The sequence below is a fragment of the Mycobacterium simulans genome, assembly GCF_900232995.1.
Lineage (GTDB): Bacteria > Actinomycetota > Actinomycetes > Mycobacteriales > Mycobacteriaceae > Mycobacterium > Mycobacterium simulans.
This window is the reverse complement of record NZ_OCVX01000003.1, coordinates 2,902,004-2,918,368: the sequence shown is the minus strand read 5'-3', so window position 1 is coordinate 2,918,368 and position 16,365 is coordinate 2,902,004. Positions and strand designations below refer to the sequence as shown.

Sequence of the window (16,365 nt, the reverse complement as noted above, 5' to 3'; positions counted from 1 at the left end):
GCCTTGTCCCGAGCTAAACGTCGAACCGACGCCGCCGGCCCCACCCGTTCCGCCATCACCGATCAACCCAGCGTTGCCGCCACGACCGCCTGCTCCGGCAATGCCATGGGTACCAGTAGCGGAGGGCGAGCCAGCATCCCCGCCAGTCCCACCGGCTCCACCGTGGCCCAAGAGCCAGGCGTTGCCGCCGGCCCCGCCGACCCCCCCGGCGCCGGGGCCGACGGGCTGGCCAGGCCCGCGCCTCCCGCTCCACCGCGTCCGCCGTTGCCGATCAACCCGGCATTCCCGCCGCGACCGCCCGCCTGGCCGGCCGCGCCCGCCGCGCCGTCACCGCCGTTACCCCAGAGCGAACCGCCATCGCCGCCGGCCTGGCCGGGCGCCGTCCCGTTGGCGCCGTCGCCGATCAGCGGGCGCCCCGGTCAGCAGTTGCGATGGCGCGTTGACCGCATTGAGCAGCTGCTGCTCGACGTTGACCGCCTCGGCGCCCGCATACGAGCTAACACCGGCCTGCAGGTTGCGCACGAATTGGTCGTGAAACGCCGCCACTTGCGCGCTGATCGCCTGATACTCCTGAGCATGCGACCCCGAACAACGCGGCGATCGCGACCGACACTTCATCGCCGCCCGCGGCCACGACCGACGTCGTCGGCAACGCGGCCGCCGCGTTGGCCTGGCTGATCGCCGCGCCAATCGTGGATAACTCTGCTGCCGCCGCGTCCATAAACTCCGGTACCGCGAATACAAACGACATCTGCGTCCTCCATTGCTCACCGAACCTGCGCAAAGTGTCCCGACCGGGTCTTCGATGAACTTTCGGAAGTCGTGAAATGCGCAGGTCGCAGCGGATCGGTGGCGCGCTGATCGCCAACAAACTGTCGTTGGGGCCAAGCCAGCCCTCCGCTCGATACCCTGTCCCAATGCGGCACGGTGGTCGGGCATGACACGCTTTCTCGCGCGCCGGTTGCTCAATTACCTCATCCTGTTGGCGCTCGCTTCGTTCCTGACCTACTGCCTGACCTCGATTGCCTTTTCGCCGCTGGAAAGCCTGATGCAGCGGAGCCCACGTCCACCGCAAGCCGTAATCGACGCCAAAGCTCACGATCTCGGCCTGGACAAGCCCATTCCGATTCGCTATGCCAACTGGGTTTCGCACGCGGCCCGCGGCGATTTCGGAACCACCATCACCGGCCAACCCGTCTCCGCCGAACTTGGACGTCGCATCGGAGTCAGCCTGCGACTACTCGTCGTTGGATCGGTGGTCGGCACCGTGTTGGGCGTCGTGATCGGGGCGTGGGGCGCCATCCGCCAATACCGGCTCAGCGACCGCGTCGTCACCATGCTGGCGTTGCTGGTGTTGAGCACGCCGACGTTCGTGGTGGCCAACCTATTGATTTTGAGCGCGCTGCGGGTCAACTGGGCGGTAGGCCTTCAGCTGTTTGACTACACCGGGGAAACCTCACCGGGCGTGACCGGCGGGATGTGGCGGGTCTGGGGCGACCGTTTGCAGCATTTGGTGCTGCCGTCGCTCACGCTGGCGCTCGGCGCTGCCGCCGGCTTCAGCCGCTATCAGCGCAACGCGATGCTCGACGTGCTCGGCCAGGATTTCATTCGCACCGCCCGCGCCAAGGGCCTGACCCGGCGGCGCGCGCTGCTCAAGCACGGACTGCGCACGGCGCTGATACCCATGGCGACGCTATTCGCCTACGGGGTAGCCGGACTAGTCACCGGAGCGGTTTTCGTCGAGAGGATTTTCGGCTGGCACGGCATGGGTGAGTGGATGATCCGGGGCGTTTCGACTCAAGACACCAACATCGTCGCGGCGATCACGGTGTTTTCCGGCGCGGTCGTCTTGCTGGCCGGCTTGTTGTCCGACGTCATCTACGCCGCACTTGACCCGAGAGTGCGGGTGTCATGACGGTGGCCGATCAAGCGGTGACCGACCTAACGGAGGCAACGGAATTCGCCTCGCGCCGCACCCTGGTGCTGCGCCGGTTCCTGCGCAATCGCTCGGCCGTCGTATCCCTGACCCTGCTGGTCCTGCTGTTCATCGGCTGCTATGCGCTACCCCCGCTGCTGCCCTACTCGTACCAGGATCTGGACTTCGACGCGTTGCTGCAGCCGCCGAACACCCATCATTGGCTGGGTACCAATGCACTGGGCCAAGACCTGCTGGCGCAGATCTTGCGGGGCATGCAGAAGTCGATGCTGATTGGGGTCTGCGTGGCGGTGATCTCGACCGGAATCGCAGCGAGCGTCGGGGCGATCGCGGGTTATTTCGGTGGCTGGCGAGACAGGGCGCTGATGTGGGTGGTCGATCTGCTGCTGGTGGTGCCCAGCTTCATCTTGATCGCCATCGTCACGCCGCGCACCAAGAACTCGGCCAACATCATGTTCCTGGTGTTGCTGCTGGCCGGCTTCGGCTGGATGATCAGCTCCCGCATGGTACGCGGCATGACCATGAGCCTGCGCGAACGCGAATTCATCCGGGCTGCAAGGTATATGGGCGTCTCCAGCCGCCAAATCATCGTCGGCCACGTGGTACCGAATGTTGCGTCCATCCTGATCATCGACGCCGCCCTGAACGTCGCTTCCGCAATCCTCGCCGAAACCGGTTTGAGCTTCCTCGGTTTCGGCATTCAGCTTCCGGATGTGTCGCTGGGCACGTTAATCGCCGACGGCACCCAGTCTGCGACCACGTTCCCGTGGGTGTTTCTGTTCCCGGCCGGTGTCTTGGTGCTGATTCTGGTGTGCGCTAACCGGACCGGCGACGGTCTGCGCGACGCCCTGGACCCGGGCAGCCGGACACTGCGGAAGACTGCCCGATGAGTCCGCTGCTGCAGGTCTCCGACCTGGCCGTCACTTTCCCGACCGACCGTGATCCGGTGACCGCGGTACGCGGCATCAGCTACCGCGTCGAGCCCGGCGAAGTCGTGGCGATGGTCGGCGAATCGGGATCGGGCAAGTCCGCGGCAGCGATGGCGGTGGTCGGCCTGCTACCGGAGTACGCCCGGGTCGCCGGCTCGGTCCGGTTGCAGGGCACCGAACTGCTGGGGCTTGGCGACGACGCAATGTCGCGGTTCCGCGGCAAGGCGATCGGCACGGTGTTCCAGGATCCGATGTCTGCGCTGACCCCCGTCTACACCGTCGGTGACCAGATCGCCGAGGCGATCGAGGTGCATCAGCCTCGTGTCGGCAAGACCACGGCTCGCCAGCGCGCGGTGGAATTGCTTGAGCTTGTTGGTATCTCGCAGCCAGCGCAGCGTGCCGGCGCGTTTCCGCATGAGCTGTCCGGGGGCGAACGGCAACGCGTGGTGATCGCCATCGCGATCGCTAACGATCCCGACTTGCTGATCTGCGACGAACCCACTACCGCGCTGGACGTCACGGTGCAGGCCCAGATCCTCGAGGTGCTCAAGAAGGCGCGCGACGTCACCGGCGCGGGCGTCCTGATCATTACCCACGACCTGGGAGTGGTCGCCGAGTTCGCCGACCGGGCGCTGGTGATGTACGCCGGCCGGGTCATCGAGTCAGCCAATGTGGGTGACCTTTACCGTGATCGCAAGATGCCCTACACCGTAGGGCTGTTGGGTTCGGTCCCCCGCCTGGACGCCGCACAGGGCACCCGGCTGGTTCCCATCCCTGGGGCGCCACCGTCATTGGCCGGCCTCGATCCCGGGTGCCCGTTCGCGCCGCGCTGCCCCCTGGTCATCGACGAATGCCTCACGGCCGAGCCACCTTTGATCGAGGTTGGGGACGAACACTGGGCTGCATGCATCCGCACCGACCATGTGGCCGGGCGCAGCGCCGCGGACATTTACGGGATCAACACCAAAACAGGCGCGCCTGAACCAGGGGACTCCCCGGTCGTCGTGCGGGTGCGTGATCTGGTCAAGACCTACCCGCTGACCAAGGGCGTGGTGCTGCGCCGAGTCATCGGCGAGGTCCGCGCGGTCGACGGCGTCAATTTCGAGCTGCAGCAAGGCCGCACGTTGGGCATCGTCGGCGAATCCGGCTCCGGCAAGTCGACCACCTTGCATCAGATCCTCGAACTCGCTGCGCCACAATCGGGATCGATTGAGGTGCTCGGCACCGATGTCGCCATGTTGAGTGCCGCGAGCCGGCGATCGCTGCGACGCGACATTCAGGTTGTTTTCCAGGACCCGGTAGCTTCTTTGGACCCGCGACTGCCCGTCTTCGACCTGGTGGCTGAACCATTACAAGCCAATGGGTTCGGCAAGAGCGACATTCACGGTCGCGTCGCCGAGCTACTCGACATCGTGGGACTGCGCCGCGCCGATGCCAGTCGCTATCCCGCCGAGTTCTCCGGCGGGCAGAAGCAGCGCATCGGCATCGCACGAGCGTTGGCGCTGCAGCCCAAAATCCTTGCACTCGACGAACCGGTGTCCGCGCTCGATGTCTCTATCCAGGCCGGCATCATCAACCTGTTGCTCGATTTGCAAGAGCGGTTTGGCCTGTCGTATCTGTTTGTCTCCCACGACCTTTCGGTTGTTAAGCACCTCGCCCACCAGGTTGTGGTGATGTTCAAAGGTGCCATTGTCGAGCAGGGCAACAGCCAGGAGATCTTCAGCCATCCGAAGCACGAATACACCCAGCGCCTGTTGAGCGCGGTGCCGCAACCGGATCCGGGGCGTCGTGGCTAGCGGCTTTTATGGCGTCGAGCCTGCGCACAGCGCGTCCTTGCGCACGAAATCTCCGCGCTGGACGCAGACTCGATCGCGGCGGACCATCGCGATTACCCTGCTCGTCGCCGCCATCGCGCTTTCCGGATGCTCCGCTGGCCCCCAGCTTGCTCCGCCGGCCGCCGGAAACACGGTGTTCGGCACCACCAGCGACATCAACCCACAAGATCCCGCAACCCTGCAAGACGGCGGTAATCTGCGCCTGTCGCTCAGTGACTTCCCCGCCAACTTCAACGTCTTGAACATCGATGGGAACGCGGCAGAAGTCGCGGCGATGATGAAGGCCACCATGCCTCGGGCGTTCATCATCGGTCCGGACGGCTCGACGACGGTCGATACCGACTACTTCACCAGCGTCGAACTGACCGGCACCGAACCGCAAGTGATCACCTACACGATCAATCCCAAGTCGTTCTGGTCGGACGGTACGCCGATCACATGGCGCGACATCGCCAGCCAAATTCATGCCACCAGCGGCGTCGACAAGAACTTCGAGATCGCCTCCCCCAACGGCGCCGATCGTGTCGCCTCGGTGACCCGGGGTACCGACGACCGGCAAGCCATCGTGACGTTTGCCAAGCCCTACGCCGAGTGGCGCGGCATGTTCGCCGGCAACGGGATGCTGCTGCCCGCCAGCATGACCGCCACCCCTGAGGTATTCAACAAAGGCCAACTCGAAGGGCCGGGTCCGTCCGCCGGTCCGTTCATCGTGTCCACCCTGGACCGGGCCACCCAGCGAATCACATTGATCCGCAACCCGAAATGGTGGGGCAACCGCCCGCGCCTGGACAGCATCACCTATCTGGTACTCGACGACGCCGCGCGGTTGCCGGCGCTCCAGAACAAAACGATCGACGCCACCGGCATCGGCTCGCTTGACCAGCTCACCATCGCCGAGCGCACCAGGGGCATCGCCATCCGACGAGCACCCGCCCCCAGCTGGAGCCATTTCACCTTCAACGGCGCAGCGGGGTCGATCCTCGCCGACACCTCGCTACGGCTGGCCATTTGCCGGGGAATCGACCGCAGGACCATCGCCAAGGTTGCCCTCTACGGCCTTGCCAGCAATCCGACGCCGTTGGACAACCACATTTTCGTCGCCGGGCAGGAGGGTTATCAGGACAACGGCGGCGTTCTCGCCTACGACCCGGAGCGGGCCAAACGGGAACTCGACGCCCTGGGCTGGAAGCTCAGTGCAGGTTCTGGGGGCAAATTCCGGGAAAAGGACGGCCACCCGCTCGTCGTCCGGATGTTGTTCTATGACGCGCAGGGCAGTAGGCAGTTCGCGCAGATCGCTCAGCACAGCCTGGCGCAGATTGGCGTCAAGCTTGAACTTCAATCCAGATCCGGCAGTGGCTTTTTCAGCAACTACATCAACGTCGGGGCTTTCGATATAGCGCTATTCAGCTGGGTCGGTGACGCGTTCCCACTGTCATCGCTCACCCAGATCTACACGTCCGACGGGGAGAGCAACTTCGGCAAGATCGGTACCGAGGAAATCGACACCGCCATCGGGCAAACGCTCGAAGAACTTGACCCCGGTAAGGCCCGCGCGTTGGCCAATGAAGTCGACAAGCTCATCTGGGCCGAAGGATTCAGCCTGCCGCTGACCCAATCCCCAGGTACCGTCGCGGTCCGTAGCACGCTGGCCAATTTCGGCGCGAGGGGGTTGGCCGATTTGGACTACACCGCTATCGGGTTCATGCGTAGCTGAGCGAGCGTCGCACTGACGGTACCTTCGGGAAGGCATGCTCTACAGCGGCGACCACTTGGATCGCCTTCCACAACAGCCGCAGCGCCAGCCGCGGCGGCAGCGCGTCCAGCGTCGACGCCTGATCGGCAAGCCCGTCAATGTCGCCGCGACACACCGAACGAGCGATGGCCAAGGCGGCCGGCTCACGAAAGTCCACCGCGCTGTGCCCCATGGTAGGCATTGACAGTAGTACAGCATTCGGCACCAGCGACGCTATCCGCTCGGCTACCGCTGGCGGCGTGATGAGATCGCGGCCACCGGAAACCAACACGGTGGGCCACTGAAATTTCGGCATTTCGGCTACCAAATCATAGGGTTCAGCAACGAAATCATCTGTCACAGTTAATGTTTCACGTATAGCGACTGCGGGGTCGAGCGGTAGTCCGTCGGGCTCGGCGGCATAGTCGAGTTCGCGGAAAGCGATGCGACCCACCAGATCGACTTCATACCGGTACGGCACCTTGCGGGTGACTATCTTGCTGAACCGGAACAGCGCCCGCCACAGCATCGTTCGGCCCGCAAGCAGCAGATCGAGTTGGCGATCAAGGAGTTTGGCACCGCCGTAGCCATATACAGTGGCCGCGACCTGTCCCGCCGACGCTGTCATCATCCCGGCATCGACAAGCCGGCGCATCTTGGGCGCCAAGTCAGCGGTTTCGGGACTGTCACCCTTCAATAACACGCCGCGAATGGCATCGCGCACCATCGCAATGTCATGCCGGGACAGCACCGGCGAATCGAGGATCATCGACCCCACCAGATCGGGATACCGGACGCCGACTCCCGCCGCGAGGTAGGTGCCGTATGACGTTCCGTAGATGACGGCCGAGTCGACGTGAGCGTCGTCGAGCACCGCAGCGACGTCATCGACCACCTGATCGATGGTGATCGCTTGCGGCGGGAGGTCTGCGCCTGAGTCATCGTGGCGCGACATCCCGACCCCCCGATGCTCGATCATGATGACGTCAAGACCGGCCGCGGCGGTGCGTCGCCGCAACCCCTGATACGAGAGCACCGACGCCATTCCCGGCCCTCCCGGGATGATCACGAGCGGCTGCGTGGACTTGCGGCCGGAGCGCACGTAGTACAGATCGAACTCTTCGTCGCTGCCCGGTGACACCGGCCGGCGCCCCGGCCGCACACCGGGCAGCCGTGCCAGCTTGTCGTGCGCCTGGCGCCGCTTCGCATTCATCGTCATGAGTGTCGGACCGCCATGAGACCCATTCTGCCGAGATCGCCAGTCGTCAGCAGCTCCGCGGCCAGCACTCAGCCCCGGATCAGGTCAGCGGCTTTTTCCCCAATGAGCACCGACGGCGCATGGGTGTGCCCACGAATCGTGCTCGGCATCACCGATGCGTCGGCTACCCTCAGTTGCTCGATCCCCCGTACCCGCAGCTGCGGATCCACCACACTCGCCTGATCATTGCCCATCCGGCAGGTGCCCAGCGGGTGATAGAGGGTGTGCGCACAGGTGGTCAGCGCCTGCTCGAGGGTTGCTTCGTTCAGCTCGGCGCTGTTGCGCGGTCGTGCTATGGGTCCCAGGAGCGGCTTTAATGCGGAGGCCTCGGCGATCTGGGCGCATATCCGCAGGCCTGCCATCATTGCCGAGCGATCCACGCCCCCGGGGTCGGACAGGTAACGAGGTTCGATGACCGGCTTGGCAAACGGGTTGGCGGACCGGAGCGTGACCTGGCCGCGGCTTTGCGGTGCCACCAGGATCGGCCCGAACACCACCCCGTGTCCCGGCGGCTTTACCAGCAGGCCCTCGTCGTAAAACGGCGCCGGCGCGAAGATCAGCTCGAGGTCGGGCAGCTCTAGCTCGGGCCGGCTGCGGACAAATCCATATGCCTCGCCGACGTTGGAGGTAAGCATGCCGCGGCGCCGCAGCACGTAGTTAATCAACTGCGTCGGCTTTTCGGCCGCCGCCAGGCTGCCGTCTTCGACATCGAAGCCCAGCACCGCGACGAGGTGGTCGAGCAGGTTTTGCCCTACCTCGGGTGCGTGGTAGACGGTTTCGATGCCGTGCTCGGCCAGCTGGTCGCGGTCACCGATACCGGAAAGCATCAGCAGTTGCGGGCTATTGACGGCACCGCCGCAGAGGATCACTTCGCGGCGGGCGTAGGCGACACATGCTTCACCTTGTGGGTGGGAAGGGCGCTGGTATTCCACGCCGACCGCTCGGGTTCCGTCGAAGACGACCCGGGTGGCGGTCGCTTCGGTGAGCACCGTGAGGTTCTTGCGGCGCATTGCCGGCTTGAGATAGGCGTCGGCGGTACTGCACCGAGCTCCCCGACGCTGGGTGACAACGGTTTCGCAAAATCCTTCCGGTGCAGCGGAATTCGGTTGGGCAGCGAGAAATCCGCATTCACGCGTCGCAGCCAGCCAGGCCGCGGTCAGGCCGCGGGGGCTGCGCTGACGGGATATGTGCATCGGGCCGCTCACGCCACTGTCGTCGCCGCTGACGAAGTGCCAGGCGTCCGTGACGTTCTCGATGCGACGGAAATACCCGAGCGCCTCGGCGTAGGACCATTCCGGGCCCGCCCGTGAGGCCCATTCATCGTAGTCGGCGCCGAATCCGCGCACCCACATCATCGCGTTCATCGATGATGAGCCGCCGAGCACTTTGCCTCGGGGCCAATAGATCTCACGTCCACCGAGCGTTGGCTGCGGTTCGGTAAGGTAATCCCAGTCGATCTCACTGCGGAACAGTTTGGAGAAGGCCACTGGGATCGGGATAAATCTGTTCTTGTTGCGGGGCCCCGCTTCCAGCGCCAACACGGAGGTAGCCGGATCGGCGCTAAGCCGATTCGCCACCACCGCCCCGGCCGAGCCGGTACCGACCACCACGTAGTCGCACTGAGTATCCATGTCTCGGGGTGAGTCTATGACGCATGGTTGCTAAACGGCGAGATCGATGCGGTGCGCTCCCTTGACACCTTCGTAGCGGTCGGGACTACACGTCAGCACGATCACTTGCCCATGGGCGCCCACGGCGTCGAATACGTCCCCCATCTTGACCAACCGGTCCGGGTCGGTGAAGCCCAGCGCGTCGTCAACCACCACCGGGACGGTGTCCTCCTTGGCGACCAAAGCCGCCCCGGCTAATCGCGCCAGGATGCCGAGCTGCTCCTTGGCGCCGCCCGACAACGACTCGTAAGGCACCGTGATGCCGTCCAGCGTTCGGCTGCGGATCCGCAGGTCGCTGTCGACGTCGACCTCGAATGTGGGCCCGAACACTGGGCGACCGAGCCGCTGCAGTTCCGCACGGAACGGCTCGACATAGCGCAAGCGAGTCGCATCCCGGTGCCGGGCCATCACCGACCGCAGCAGCTGCGCGGCGCGGGCCCTGCGGCCCACCCGGGCGTGCTGGCTGGTCGCGTGCTCGCGCTCGGTCTCGGCGGCATCGAGCTTGCCCTTGCGGCCCTGGGTGCCGAACACCGAAAGTTCGATGCTGACCTCGTGCAACGCGCGGACGCCATCGTCGTGGCGGTCGCGCAGTGACTCAGTTACTTCGGTCGCCTCGGCTAGTTCCGCGGCTATCTTGTCGGGCTCTGCGGCGCTCAGCGCTTCGGCCAATTCGGCTACTCGCCGCTCGGCGGCCAACAGCACTGTCCGGTCGGCTTCCGCCTTGGCGGCGAGGTCTTCGTCGGTGACCGACGCCCGCTCCCCGGCCAACCGGGTGGTGACCGCATCGAGCTCTGCTCGTTGAGTCGCCAGCTTGTCCTGCAAGACCGTTGCCCGCGTGGATGCCTCAGCGAGCCGACGGCCGGCATCGGCCGCGGCACCTCGCAGGGTCTGGTGCTCGGCCTGCGCGGCCGTGCGCGCCGCTTCGGCCGCGTCAAGTTCGGCCCGAGCGGTGGCGGTGTCGGTCGCGAATAGATCAGGTTCTGCCGGTTGATCAGCGCGCAACTGTGCCAGCCTGGCGCGAAGTTGGTCCGCCCGTTCGTCTCCGCACAGGCCGGCGAGGGTGGCGGTCAGCTGGTCTCGGCTGCTCTGTAGTTCCCGACACCGCTGGTCGGCGGATCGGGCTTCCGTGAGGTCGGCGACGTTAGCGGCCGCCAGCGCTTCGGCGAGTTGTTGTTGTGCGGCAACATATTTGGCCTGGATATCCAAGGCGGTCACGCCTGGGTTGAGCCGCGCTGTCAGGACACCGGGCACTTCGACCTCGGTGGGGCCGGTGGCGGTGACCGACCATCCTTGACCTGCCGCCAGTCGCACCCGTTCGCCGCCGACAACAAGCTCGATGTCAACGGCGGCGGTAAATTCCACGGCCGCGGAGTTCAACGCCAGCTGCCCACCGGCGCGATCGACAGCGGCCGCGGCGTCTTCGATGCGACGCAGCAGGTCCTCGGTCATCGTGAGCGCGGACAGCTCCGTGCATACCCGGTCCCGCTCACCCTGGATGGCGTCGATCTTGGCCAGCCGAGCGCTCAGCCGGTCGGCCTCCTCGCGGTCGGCAATCCGGTCGAGAGCGCGTCGGGCGGATTCGGCACGGCATTGGACGGCTGGCAGGGACTGGTCGGCCTTCTCGACCGCAGCATCGCAGGCATCGGCATCGGCTTTCGCAATCGCCTGCTGACCGGAAGCTTCATCCGCTTCGACCGCCACAGCGGCGACAGTTGCTGTGCGAGTGCCGATTTCGGCGATCAGCCCCAGTCTCGCAGCGTGCGCGGCAGCAGACGCGGCGCTGGTTGCGGCCGCGGCCGTGGCGATCAATTGAGCTTCCCGAGCTTCGTCGGCGAGCTCGGCCGTCTTGGCGGCTGCGGCCTTTGCGGCGGCGAGTCGGGGCCCGGCGGCGAGCTGTTGCTGCGCCAACTCGGCCACCTGCTCAGTGAGGTCAGCATGGCAACGCACCCGGTCATCGACTTCGGCCACCGCCTTGGCACACTCCGTCACCGCCGCCTCGGCGTCGGCAAGTCGGGAGATGGTGGCGGACCACTCACCGGTGGGGCGCCCGGTCGGGGTGAAGTAGCGGGCGTACTCGGCCTCGATCCGTTCGATGAGCAATGGCTCGGCCCCGGGAGGCGCCGCGCTCTCACCCGCGGCAACGTCGAGCGCGCGCGACAGCGCATCGCAGCCGGACAGATCCACCGCATCCGTCGACGCGGCCTGCAGTACCCGCTGAGCACGCCACAGCTCGGCGTCCACGGTCTCGGCCAGCATCGCCCGGACCCGATCGTGCGCCTCGTCGCCGGTCAGTTGTTCGCGACGCGGCGCCAGCACCGTCAACTCCGTCTCACACTTCTTGTGAAATCGCTTGCGATAGACGAAACGGTAAGGGCCGCTGGTTATCTCGGCGGTGACCTCGGAGCCGACGTCGGCGTTGGTGGGCTTGACTTGTTTGACTTCCTTTTTTGCCGAGCGGTCTTTGAACTCCATCAGCAGATCTAGCGCCTCGATCATCGACGTCTTGCCGATCTCGTTGGCGCCGCACACCAGCACCACCCCGTGGTCGGGGAACTCGATCTCCCGATGGGCGATGCCTCGGTAATTCGTCAGGATCAGCCTGTGCAGCTTCACGCCGCACCCCGATCGGCGAGCCGCAGCAAGAGTGCCAGCGCCGCTTGAGCATCGACGGCGGACTCGTCGTCGCCAGCGCGTGCCGTTGCGACCAACTCGTCGACGGCCGCCGCGGCGAACCCGCCGATGCCAAGGTCGGTGAACTCGCCGTCGGCGGGTATCACCGCCAGTTCGGTGTGACGCTCCCACAGGCCCAGCCAGGCGAACAAGCGCGTGTACTTATCCAGACAGGCATCGAGCGCCGCACGGTCGGTGACCGTCAACGAACCGGTCAGCGCGAGCCGCACCACGGTGCGGTCTTTGTCGGGCAGTTGGTCCAGATTGACGTCCAGGTCGGCGATTTCGCGGTTGTTGTCCACTTCGCGGCGCAGTGTGACAAACCGCCAGCGACCAATGTGCCTGGGTTCCACGGTGACCGGGCGTTGCGGGTCGCTTTCGTCGATGTCGACGACTAGGACATGACCCGGGTCGGCTTCCACATCGTCGAAGTTGGTGACCTCGGGCGAGCCGGAGTACCACACCCGGCCGCTGCTGCCGACCTGGGTGAGCGAATGCTTATCACCCAGGGCCACATAGTGAATCGCGCCGTTGAACAAAGCCTCCTCGACGTTGGCTAGCCGGATCAGCGAGGGTTTGTCGCGGTCGGGGTCCAATACGTCGACCCCGCCGTGGGCGACCAGCACTCGGGTGTTTTCGCTTGCGGGCAGGCCGGTTAGCGCCTCGGCGACCAGGTCTTTGGTGGGCGCCTTGGATCGCCAGGGTGCGGCGATGAGCTCCAATCCCGGCCGAACTTCATGGACGCCAGCCCGGTCGAGCACTACGACGTTGTCCGGGCATTCGGCGGTGAATAGCGCACTGGTGAAGACCGACGATGCATCCAGCGGGTCGTGATTGCCCGGCAGCAGGTAGACCGGAATACCGATGGCGCGCATGGCCTCTAGGGACTGACCGATCACCTGGGGAGCGAGTTGGTTGTGTTCGAAGACATCCCCGGCGACGACGACGAATTCGGCGCCCACCTCGGTGGCCAGCGCGCCCAGGCCGGCCACCGCATCGCGGCGGGCCGCCGAATAACGTGGCTGGGCATCGCCGGCGAGGAAGTGCCGGGTCATGCCCAACTGCCAGTCGGCGGTATGCACGAATCGCATCCTGGCGACCTCCTCCTCGGCGAAACGGTGCGTCTTTCAAACGGCACCGCGAGTGTAGGACTGGGCGCCGACAAGACGCTGGAGGTCGATCGGCAGGTGGTTGGCGTGTTGCGACACAGTCGGACCTTGAGGCCTACTCGCGCGAGTCGATGAGGCGACCTGACAATTGCAAACTGTTTCGAACTGGTTCTCGGCGCAGTAACACCGCTGCAGCTGGAGGCGGACCCCGACGCCGCAGAGCAACGTCGAGACGTTCGTAGTGCACTATTCGGCGTTTCCGTGCGCCAGCTGCAGCGCTGGCTTGCTACCACCGGGTCAGAGCCCACCGGAGACGACGCCGCCCGTATTCGCGCCGTGGCGCGTGTGGTCAATCAGCTGCGCCACACATTCACCGGTCCGGGAGTCGGGCATGGTTCAGGCGCGAGCACCCCGTGCTTAAGCGCCGTCCCATTGAGATGCTCGATGACCCGCTTGGATACCCACAAGTGCTCTCAGCCGCCCTGCCGGCACACACAGAACCTGATCGCGTTCGGCGTCCGGGTGCTCCAGCCATTGCTGTGGAAACCGCTCGCGCCCGAAGAAGTACCTACCGGGCATGTCAGCGACGCTGCCCGTCCCGCCGCAGAGATCGCCGGTCATGTTCGCTGGTTCGGCACTGTGCACCCCGCGCTCGAGCGATGGAAAGCATCCGGCACATACGATCCATTCGACGATCCGCCCGCGATTCGCTGGTGACCGAAAGGCTTCGGCGATTCGTCAAGCGGTGGGGTGCTGAGCCCAAGCGTCCGGCTGGGACCCGTCGATGTCAGTGAATCCGTACTCACGGGCGAGCTCTGCCGAGGTCACCGACCGCTGGTTCCATCTCCCACGATGCGGATCGGCGGCCACCGCCGCAACCGCGCGACCGACGTATCGGGGCGATTCGGAGGAAGCGAACCCTTCAGCGGCGGTCGGATACCCATCGGATCTGTTGGGCCGCAGGGCATCACGCCAATTGTCTTCGGTCACGCCGAAGTTGTCCAACATCATCTCCGAGCGCAGCCAACCCGGCGTGACAGCCACCGCCGCAGCGCCATACGGAACCAGTTCGTGGCCCTGGGAGAACGCCAGCCGGTTCACCGCGACTTTCGCCAGATCGTAGAACACCGAGATCCGATACCGCTCAGCGTTATATGCCGTGGTGCCGTCGGTGACCTCCACCAGGAGACCGCCCGGCCTCCTGATCAGCAGCGGCAACAGGTAATGCGAGGTGATCAGATGCGTCTCGACCCCAAGGCGCAGAATGCGGAGCCCAGCGCTCAGATCGTGGCGCCAGATCGGGGTATTCCATTCTGCGGGTCCACCTTTGAGCCGCTCGGCACCCCAGATGTCATTGACCAACAAGTCGATGCGACCGTACTCGTTGCCAACACGTTCGGCCAGCTTCCGCACCTGCTCAGGGTCAAGGTGATCCGTCGGAACAGCAAGCCCAATGCCGCCCAGCCGTGTCACGAGCTCGGCGGTTTCCTCTACCGTTTCGGGACGCTCGTAATCTGACCGCCCGCGGCCGGTTACGCTGCTGCGCCCCGTACAGACGACGGTCGCACCGGCTTCACCCAACGCACCGGCAATTCCCCGTCCCGCACCCCGCGTGGCCCCCGCAACAACCGCAACAGACCCACGCAACGCATCGCGAGCCGGCGACCAACGCACGAAGCGAGTGTGCCACGGCGACGCACAGCGCCGGCGCTGATCGGAATTACGGGTGTGAGGCAGCGTGACGCAGCAGCCTGATCGCCAAGGCGATCTCGGATGCCCCGACAGTGACGGTCAGCGCCGCAGCAGCGGTCGGCAGGTCATTCTTGTCGGAGGTCCGAGGTAGCGTTTCGACATGAGTTCGGGCACGCGTGAGGAGATCGTCGAGGTCTTCGACGCGCTCGATGCCGATCTGGACCGGCTGTGCGAGTTGACGTTCGACGCGTTGACGACTCCGGAGCGGTTGCGGGCGTTGGATCGCCTAGAACGAGCGGCTCGGCGGCTGCGAGTACCCGGGCACGCACTAATCAATCAGCTCGCCGAGCAGGCCAGCGAAACCGAGCTGGGTGGCAAGCTGGGGTCGGCGCTGGCCAATCGGCTGCGGATCACCAAGAAGGACGCTCACCGGCGCATCGCCGAAGCCGAGGACTTGGGGCCGCGTCGAGCGTTGACCGGCGAGCCGCTGCCGGCCCAGCTTGCCACCACCGCCGCAGCCCAACGCGACGGCCTGGTCGGCGACGGGCATGTCAAAGAGATCCGCCGGTTCTTCAAACAGCTGCCCGACGCGGTGGACCTATTCACCCGGGAGGCGGCCGAAGCGACCTGGCCGGCAAGGCGGCCGGGTATCGGCCCGACGAGTTGGCCAAGTACGCCAAGGTGTTGATGGACTGTCTCAACCCCGACGGCAATTACTCCGACGAGGACCGGGCTCGGCGGCGTGGGATCGTCCTGGGCAACCAGGAGTTCGACGGCATGTCGCGAATCAGCGGCTTGATCACTCCGGAGCTGCGGGCCACCCTGGAAGCCGCACTGGCCAAGCTGGCCGCGCCGGGCATGTGCAACCCAGATGATGAGGCGCCGGTGATCGACGGGCAGCCGCCCCAGGAGGCGGTGCGCCGTGACACACGGTCAGAAGCCCAACGGAACCATGACGGCCTGCTCGCCGGACTGCGGAGCCTGCTCGCCTCGGGAAACCTGGGTCAGCACAACGGGTTACCGACGACGATCATCGTGACCACCACACTCAAGGAGCTGGAAGCCGGCGCCGGGCGCGGGCTGACCGCCGGGGGCACCTTGTTGCCCATGTCCGATGTAATCCGGCTGGCCAGCCCCGCCAGCCACTATCTGGCGATTTTCCACAAGGGCAAGGCCCTGGGGTTGTATCACGCCAAACGGCTGGCTTCACCCGCTCAGCGAATTGTGTTGTTGGCCAAGGATCGTGGCTGCACCAAGCCGGGGTGCGACGTGCCCGGCTACTGGACCCAGGTCCACCACGTCAGCGGCTGGGCAACCACGCATCGCACCGACATCGACGACCTAACCCTGGCGTGCGGACCCGACAACCGACTCGTCGAGGAAGGCGGCTTCATCACCCGCAAGAATGCCAAGGGCGACACCGAGTGGATTCCCCCGCCGCATCTCGATTACGGGCAACCCCGCGTGAACACGTTTCATCACCCAGAAAAACTGCTGTGCGACGGAGATGACGATGATGACGCCGCGTAGCGCT

General features: G+C 65.5%; 10 protein-coding genes and 2 pseudogenes. 6 read left to right on the top strand and 6 right to left on the bottom strand.

Annotated elements, in window-relative coordinates:
* Nucleotides 1–751: pseudogene (locus MSIMFI_RS28950) on the bottom strand (PE family protein); the annotation flags it as partial.
* 186 nt (nucleotides 752–937) lie between these two features.
* Between MSIMFI_RS28950 and MSIMFI_RS14030 the strand changes: the two are divergent.
* The 4 genes from MSIMFI_RS14030 to MSIMFI_RS14015 are packed head-to-tail and all read left to right on the top strand — an operon-like array spanning nucleotide 938 to nucleotide 6,414.
* Nucleotides 938–1,915 (top strand): ABC transporter permease, encoded by a 978-nt coding sequence (locus tag MSIMFI_RS14030; RefSeq protein WP_191497654.1) that lies wholly within the window; start codon nucleotides 938–940, stop codon nucleotides 1,913–1,915.
* Nucleotides 1,912–2,826, top strand: coding sequence for an ABC transporter permease (locus MSIMFI_RS14025; RefSeq protein ID WP_191497653.1), 915 nt, complete (start codon nucleotides 1,912–1,914; stop codon nucleotides 2,824–2,826). Before MSIMFI_RS14030 ends, MSIMFI_RS14025 begins: the two co-directional genes overlap by 4 nt.
* Nucleotides 2,823–4,661 (top strand): dipeptide ABC transporter ATP-binding protein, encoded by a 1,839-nt coding sequence (locus tag MSIMFI_RS14020; RefSeq protein ID WP_191497652.1) that lies wholly within the window; start codon nucleotides 2,823–2,825, stop codon nucleotides 4,659–4,661. The genes MSIMFI_RS14025 and MSIMFI_RS14020 overlap by 4 nt, the downstream gene beginning before the upstream one ends.
* Nucleotides 4,654–6,414, top strand: a complete 1,761-nt coding sequence (locus MSIMFI_RS14015) for an ABC transporter family substrate-binding protein (RefSeq protein WP_224770184.1) — start codon at nucleotides 4,654–4,656, stop codon at nucleotides 6,412–6,414. Before MSIMFI_RS14020 ends, MSIMFI_RS14015 begins: the two co-directional genes overlap by 8 nt.
* On the opposite strand, the gene MSIMFI_RS14010 is transcribed toward MSIMFI_RS14015, so the two are convergent.
* From MSIMFI_RS14010 to MSIMFI_RS13995, 4 genes are all read right to left on the bottom strand, one after another.
* Nucleotides 6,401–7,651: an alpha/beta hydrolase gene (locus MSIMFI_RS14010; protein ID WP_191497651.1), complete on the bottom strand. Its 1,251-nt coding sequence runs from the start codon at nucleotides 7,649–7,651 to the stop codon at nucleotides 6,401–6,403. The genes MSIMFI_RS14015 and MSIMFI_RS14010 overlap by 14 nt on opposite strands.
* 68 nt (nucleotides 7,652–7,719) lie before the next feature.
* On the bottom strand, nucleotides 7,720–9,321 hold the full coding sequence (locus MSIMFI_RS14005; RefSeq protein ID WP_191497650.1) for a GMC family oxidoreductase: 1,602 nt from the start codon (nucleotides 9,319–9,321) through the stop codon (nucleotides 7,720–7,722).
* Nucleotides 9,322–9,351: 30 nt separating this feature from the next.
* Nucleotides 9,352–11,973, bottom strand: a complete 2,622-nt coding sequence (locus MSIMFI_RS14000; RefSeq protein WP_191497649.1) for an AAA family ATPase — start codon at nucleotides 11,971–11,973, stop codon at nucleotides 9,352–9,354.
* On the bottom strand, nucleotides 11,970–13,121 hold the full coding sequence (locus tag MSIMFI_RS13995; RefSeq protein WP_191497648.1) for a metallophosphoesterase family protein: 1,152 nt from the start codon (nucleotides 13,119–13,121) through the stop codon (nucleotides 11,970–11,972). Before MSIMFI_RS13995 ends, MSIMFI_RS14000 begins: the two co-directional genes overlap by 4 nt.
* A gap of 462 nt (nucleotides 13,122–13,583) precedes the next feature.
* Here MSIMFI_RS13995 and MSIMFI_RS13990 point away from each other — a divergent pair, with 462 nt between their 5' ends.
* Nucleotides 13,584–13,856 carry a hypothetical protein gene (locus MSIMFI_RS13990; protein ID WP_191497647.1) on the top strand — a complete coding sequence of 91 codons (273 nt, stop codon included), beginning with the start codon at nucleotides 13,584–13,586 and terminating at the stop codon, nucleotides 13,854–13,856.
* A gap of 21 nt (nucleotides 13,857–13,877) precedes the next feature.
* Here MSIMFI_RS13990 and MSIMFI_RS13985 read toward each other — a convergent pair whose 3' ends face one another.
* Entirely contained in the window at nucleotides 13,878–14,813 is a 936-nt protein-coding gene (locus tag MSIMFI_RS13985; protein WP_191497646.1) for an SDR family oxidoreductase, read from the bottom strand.
* Between the two features lie 178 nt (nucleotides 14,814–14,991).
* Between MSIMFI_RS13985 and MSIMFI_RS13980 the strand changes: the two are divergent.
* Nucleotides 14,992–16,361 (top strand): annotated as a pseudogene (locus MSIMFI_RS13980) (HNH endonuclease signature motif containing protein).
* The last annotated feature ends 4 nt before the right edge of the window (nucleotides 16,362–16,365 follow it).

What these genes read in the sequence shown, in the direction of transcription:
- MSIMFI_RS14030 (WP_191497654.1), top strand. Translation starts at nt 938, where the DNA reads ATGACACGCTTTCTCGCGCGCCGGTTGCTCAATTACCTCATCCTGTTG.
- MSIMFI_RS14025 (WP_191497653.1), top strand. Translation starts at nt 1,912, where the DNA reads ATGACGGTGGCCGATCAAGCGGTGACCGACCTAACGGAGGCAACGGAA.
- MSIMFI_RS14020 (WP_191497652.1), top strand. Translation starts at nt 2,823, where the DNA reads ATGAGTCCGCTGCTGCAGGTCTCCGACCTGGCCGTCACTTTCCCGACC.
- MSIMFI_RS14010 (WP_191497651.1), bottom strand. Translation starts at nt 7,651, where the DNA reads ATGACGATGAATGCGAAGCGGCGCCAGGCGCACGACAAGCTGGCACGG.
- MSIMFI_RS14005 (WP_191497650.1), bottom strand. Translation starts at nt 9,321, where the DNA reads ATGGATACTCAGTGCGACTACGTGGTGGTCGGTACCGGCTCGGCCGGG.
- MSIMFI_RS13995 (WP_191497648.1), bottom strand. Translation starts at nt 13,121, where the DNA reads ATGCGATTCGTGCATACCGCCGACTGGCAGTTGGGCATGACCCGGCAC.
- MSIMFI_RS13990 (WP_191497647.1), top strand. Translation starts at nt 13,584, where the DNA reads ATGACCCGCTTGGATACCCACAAGTGCTCTCAGCCGCCCTGCCGGCAC.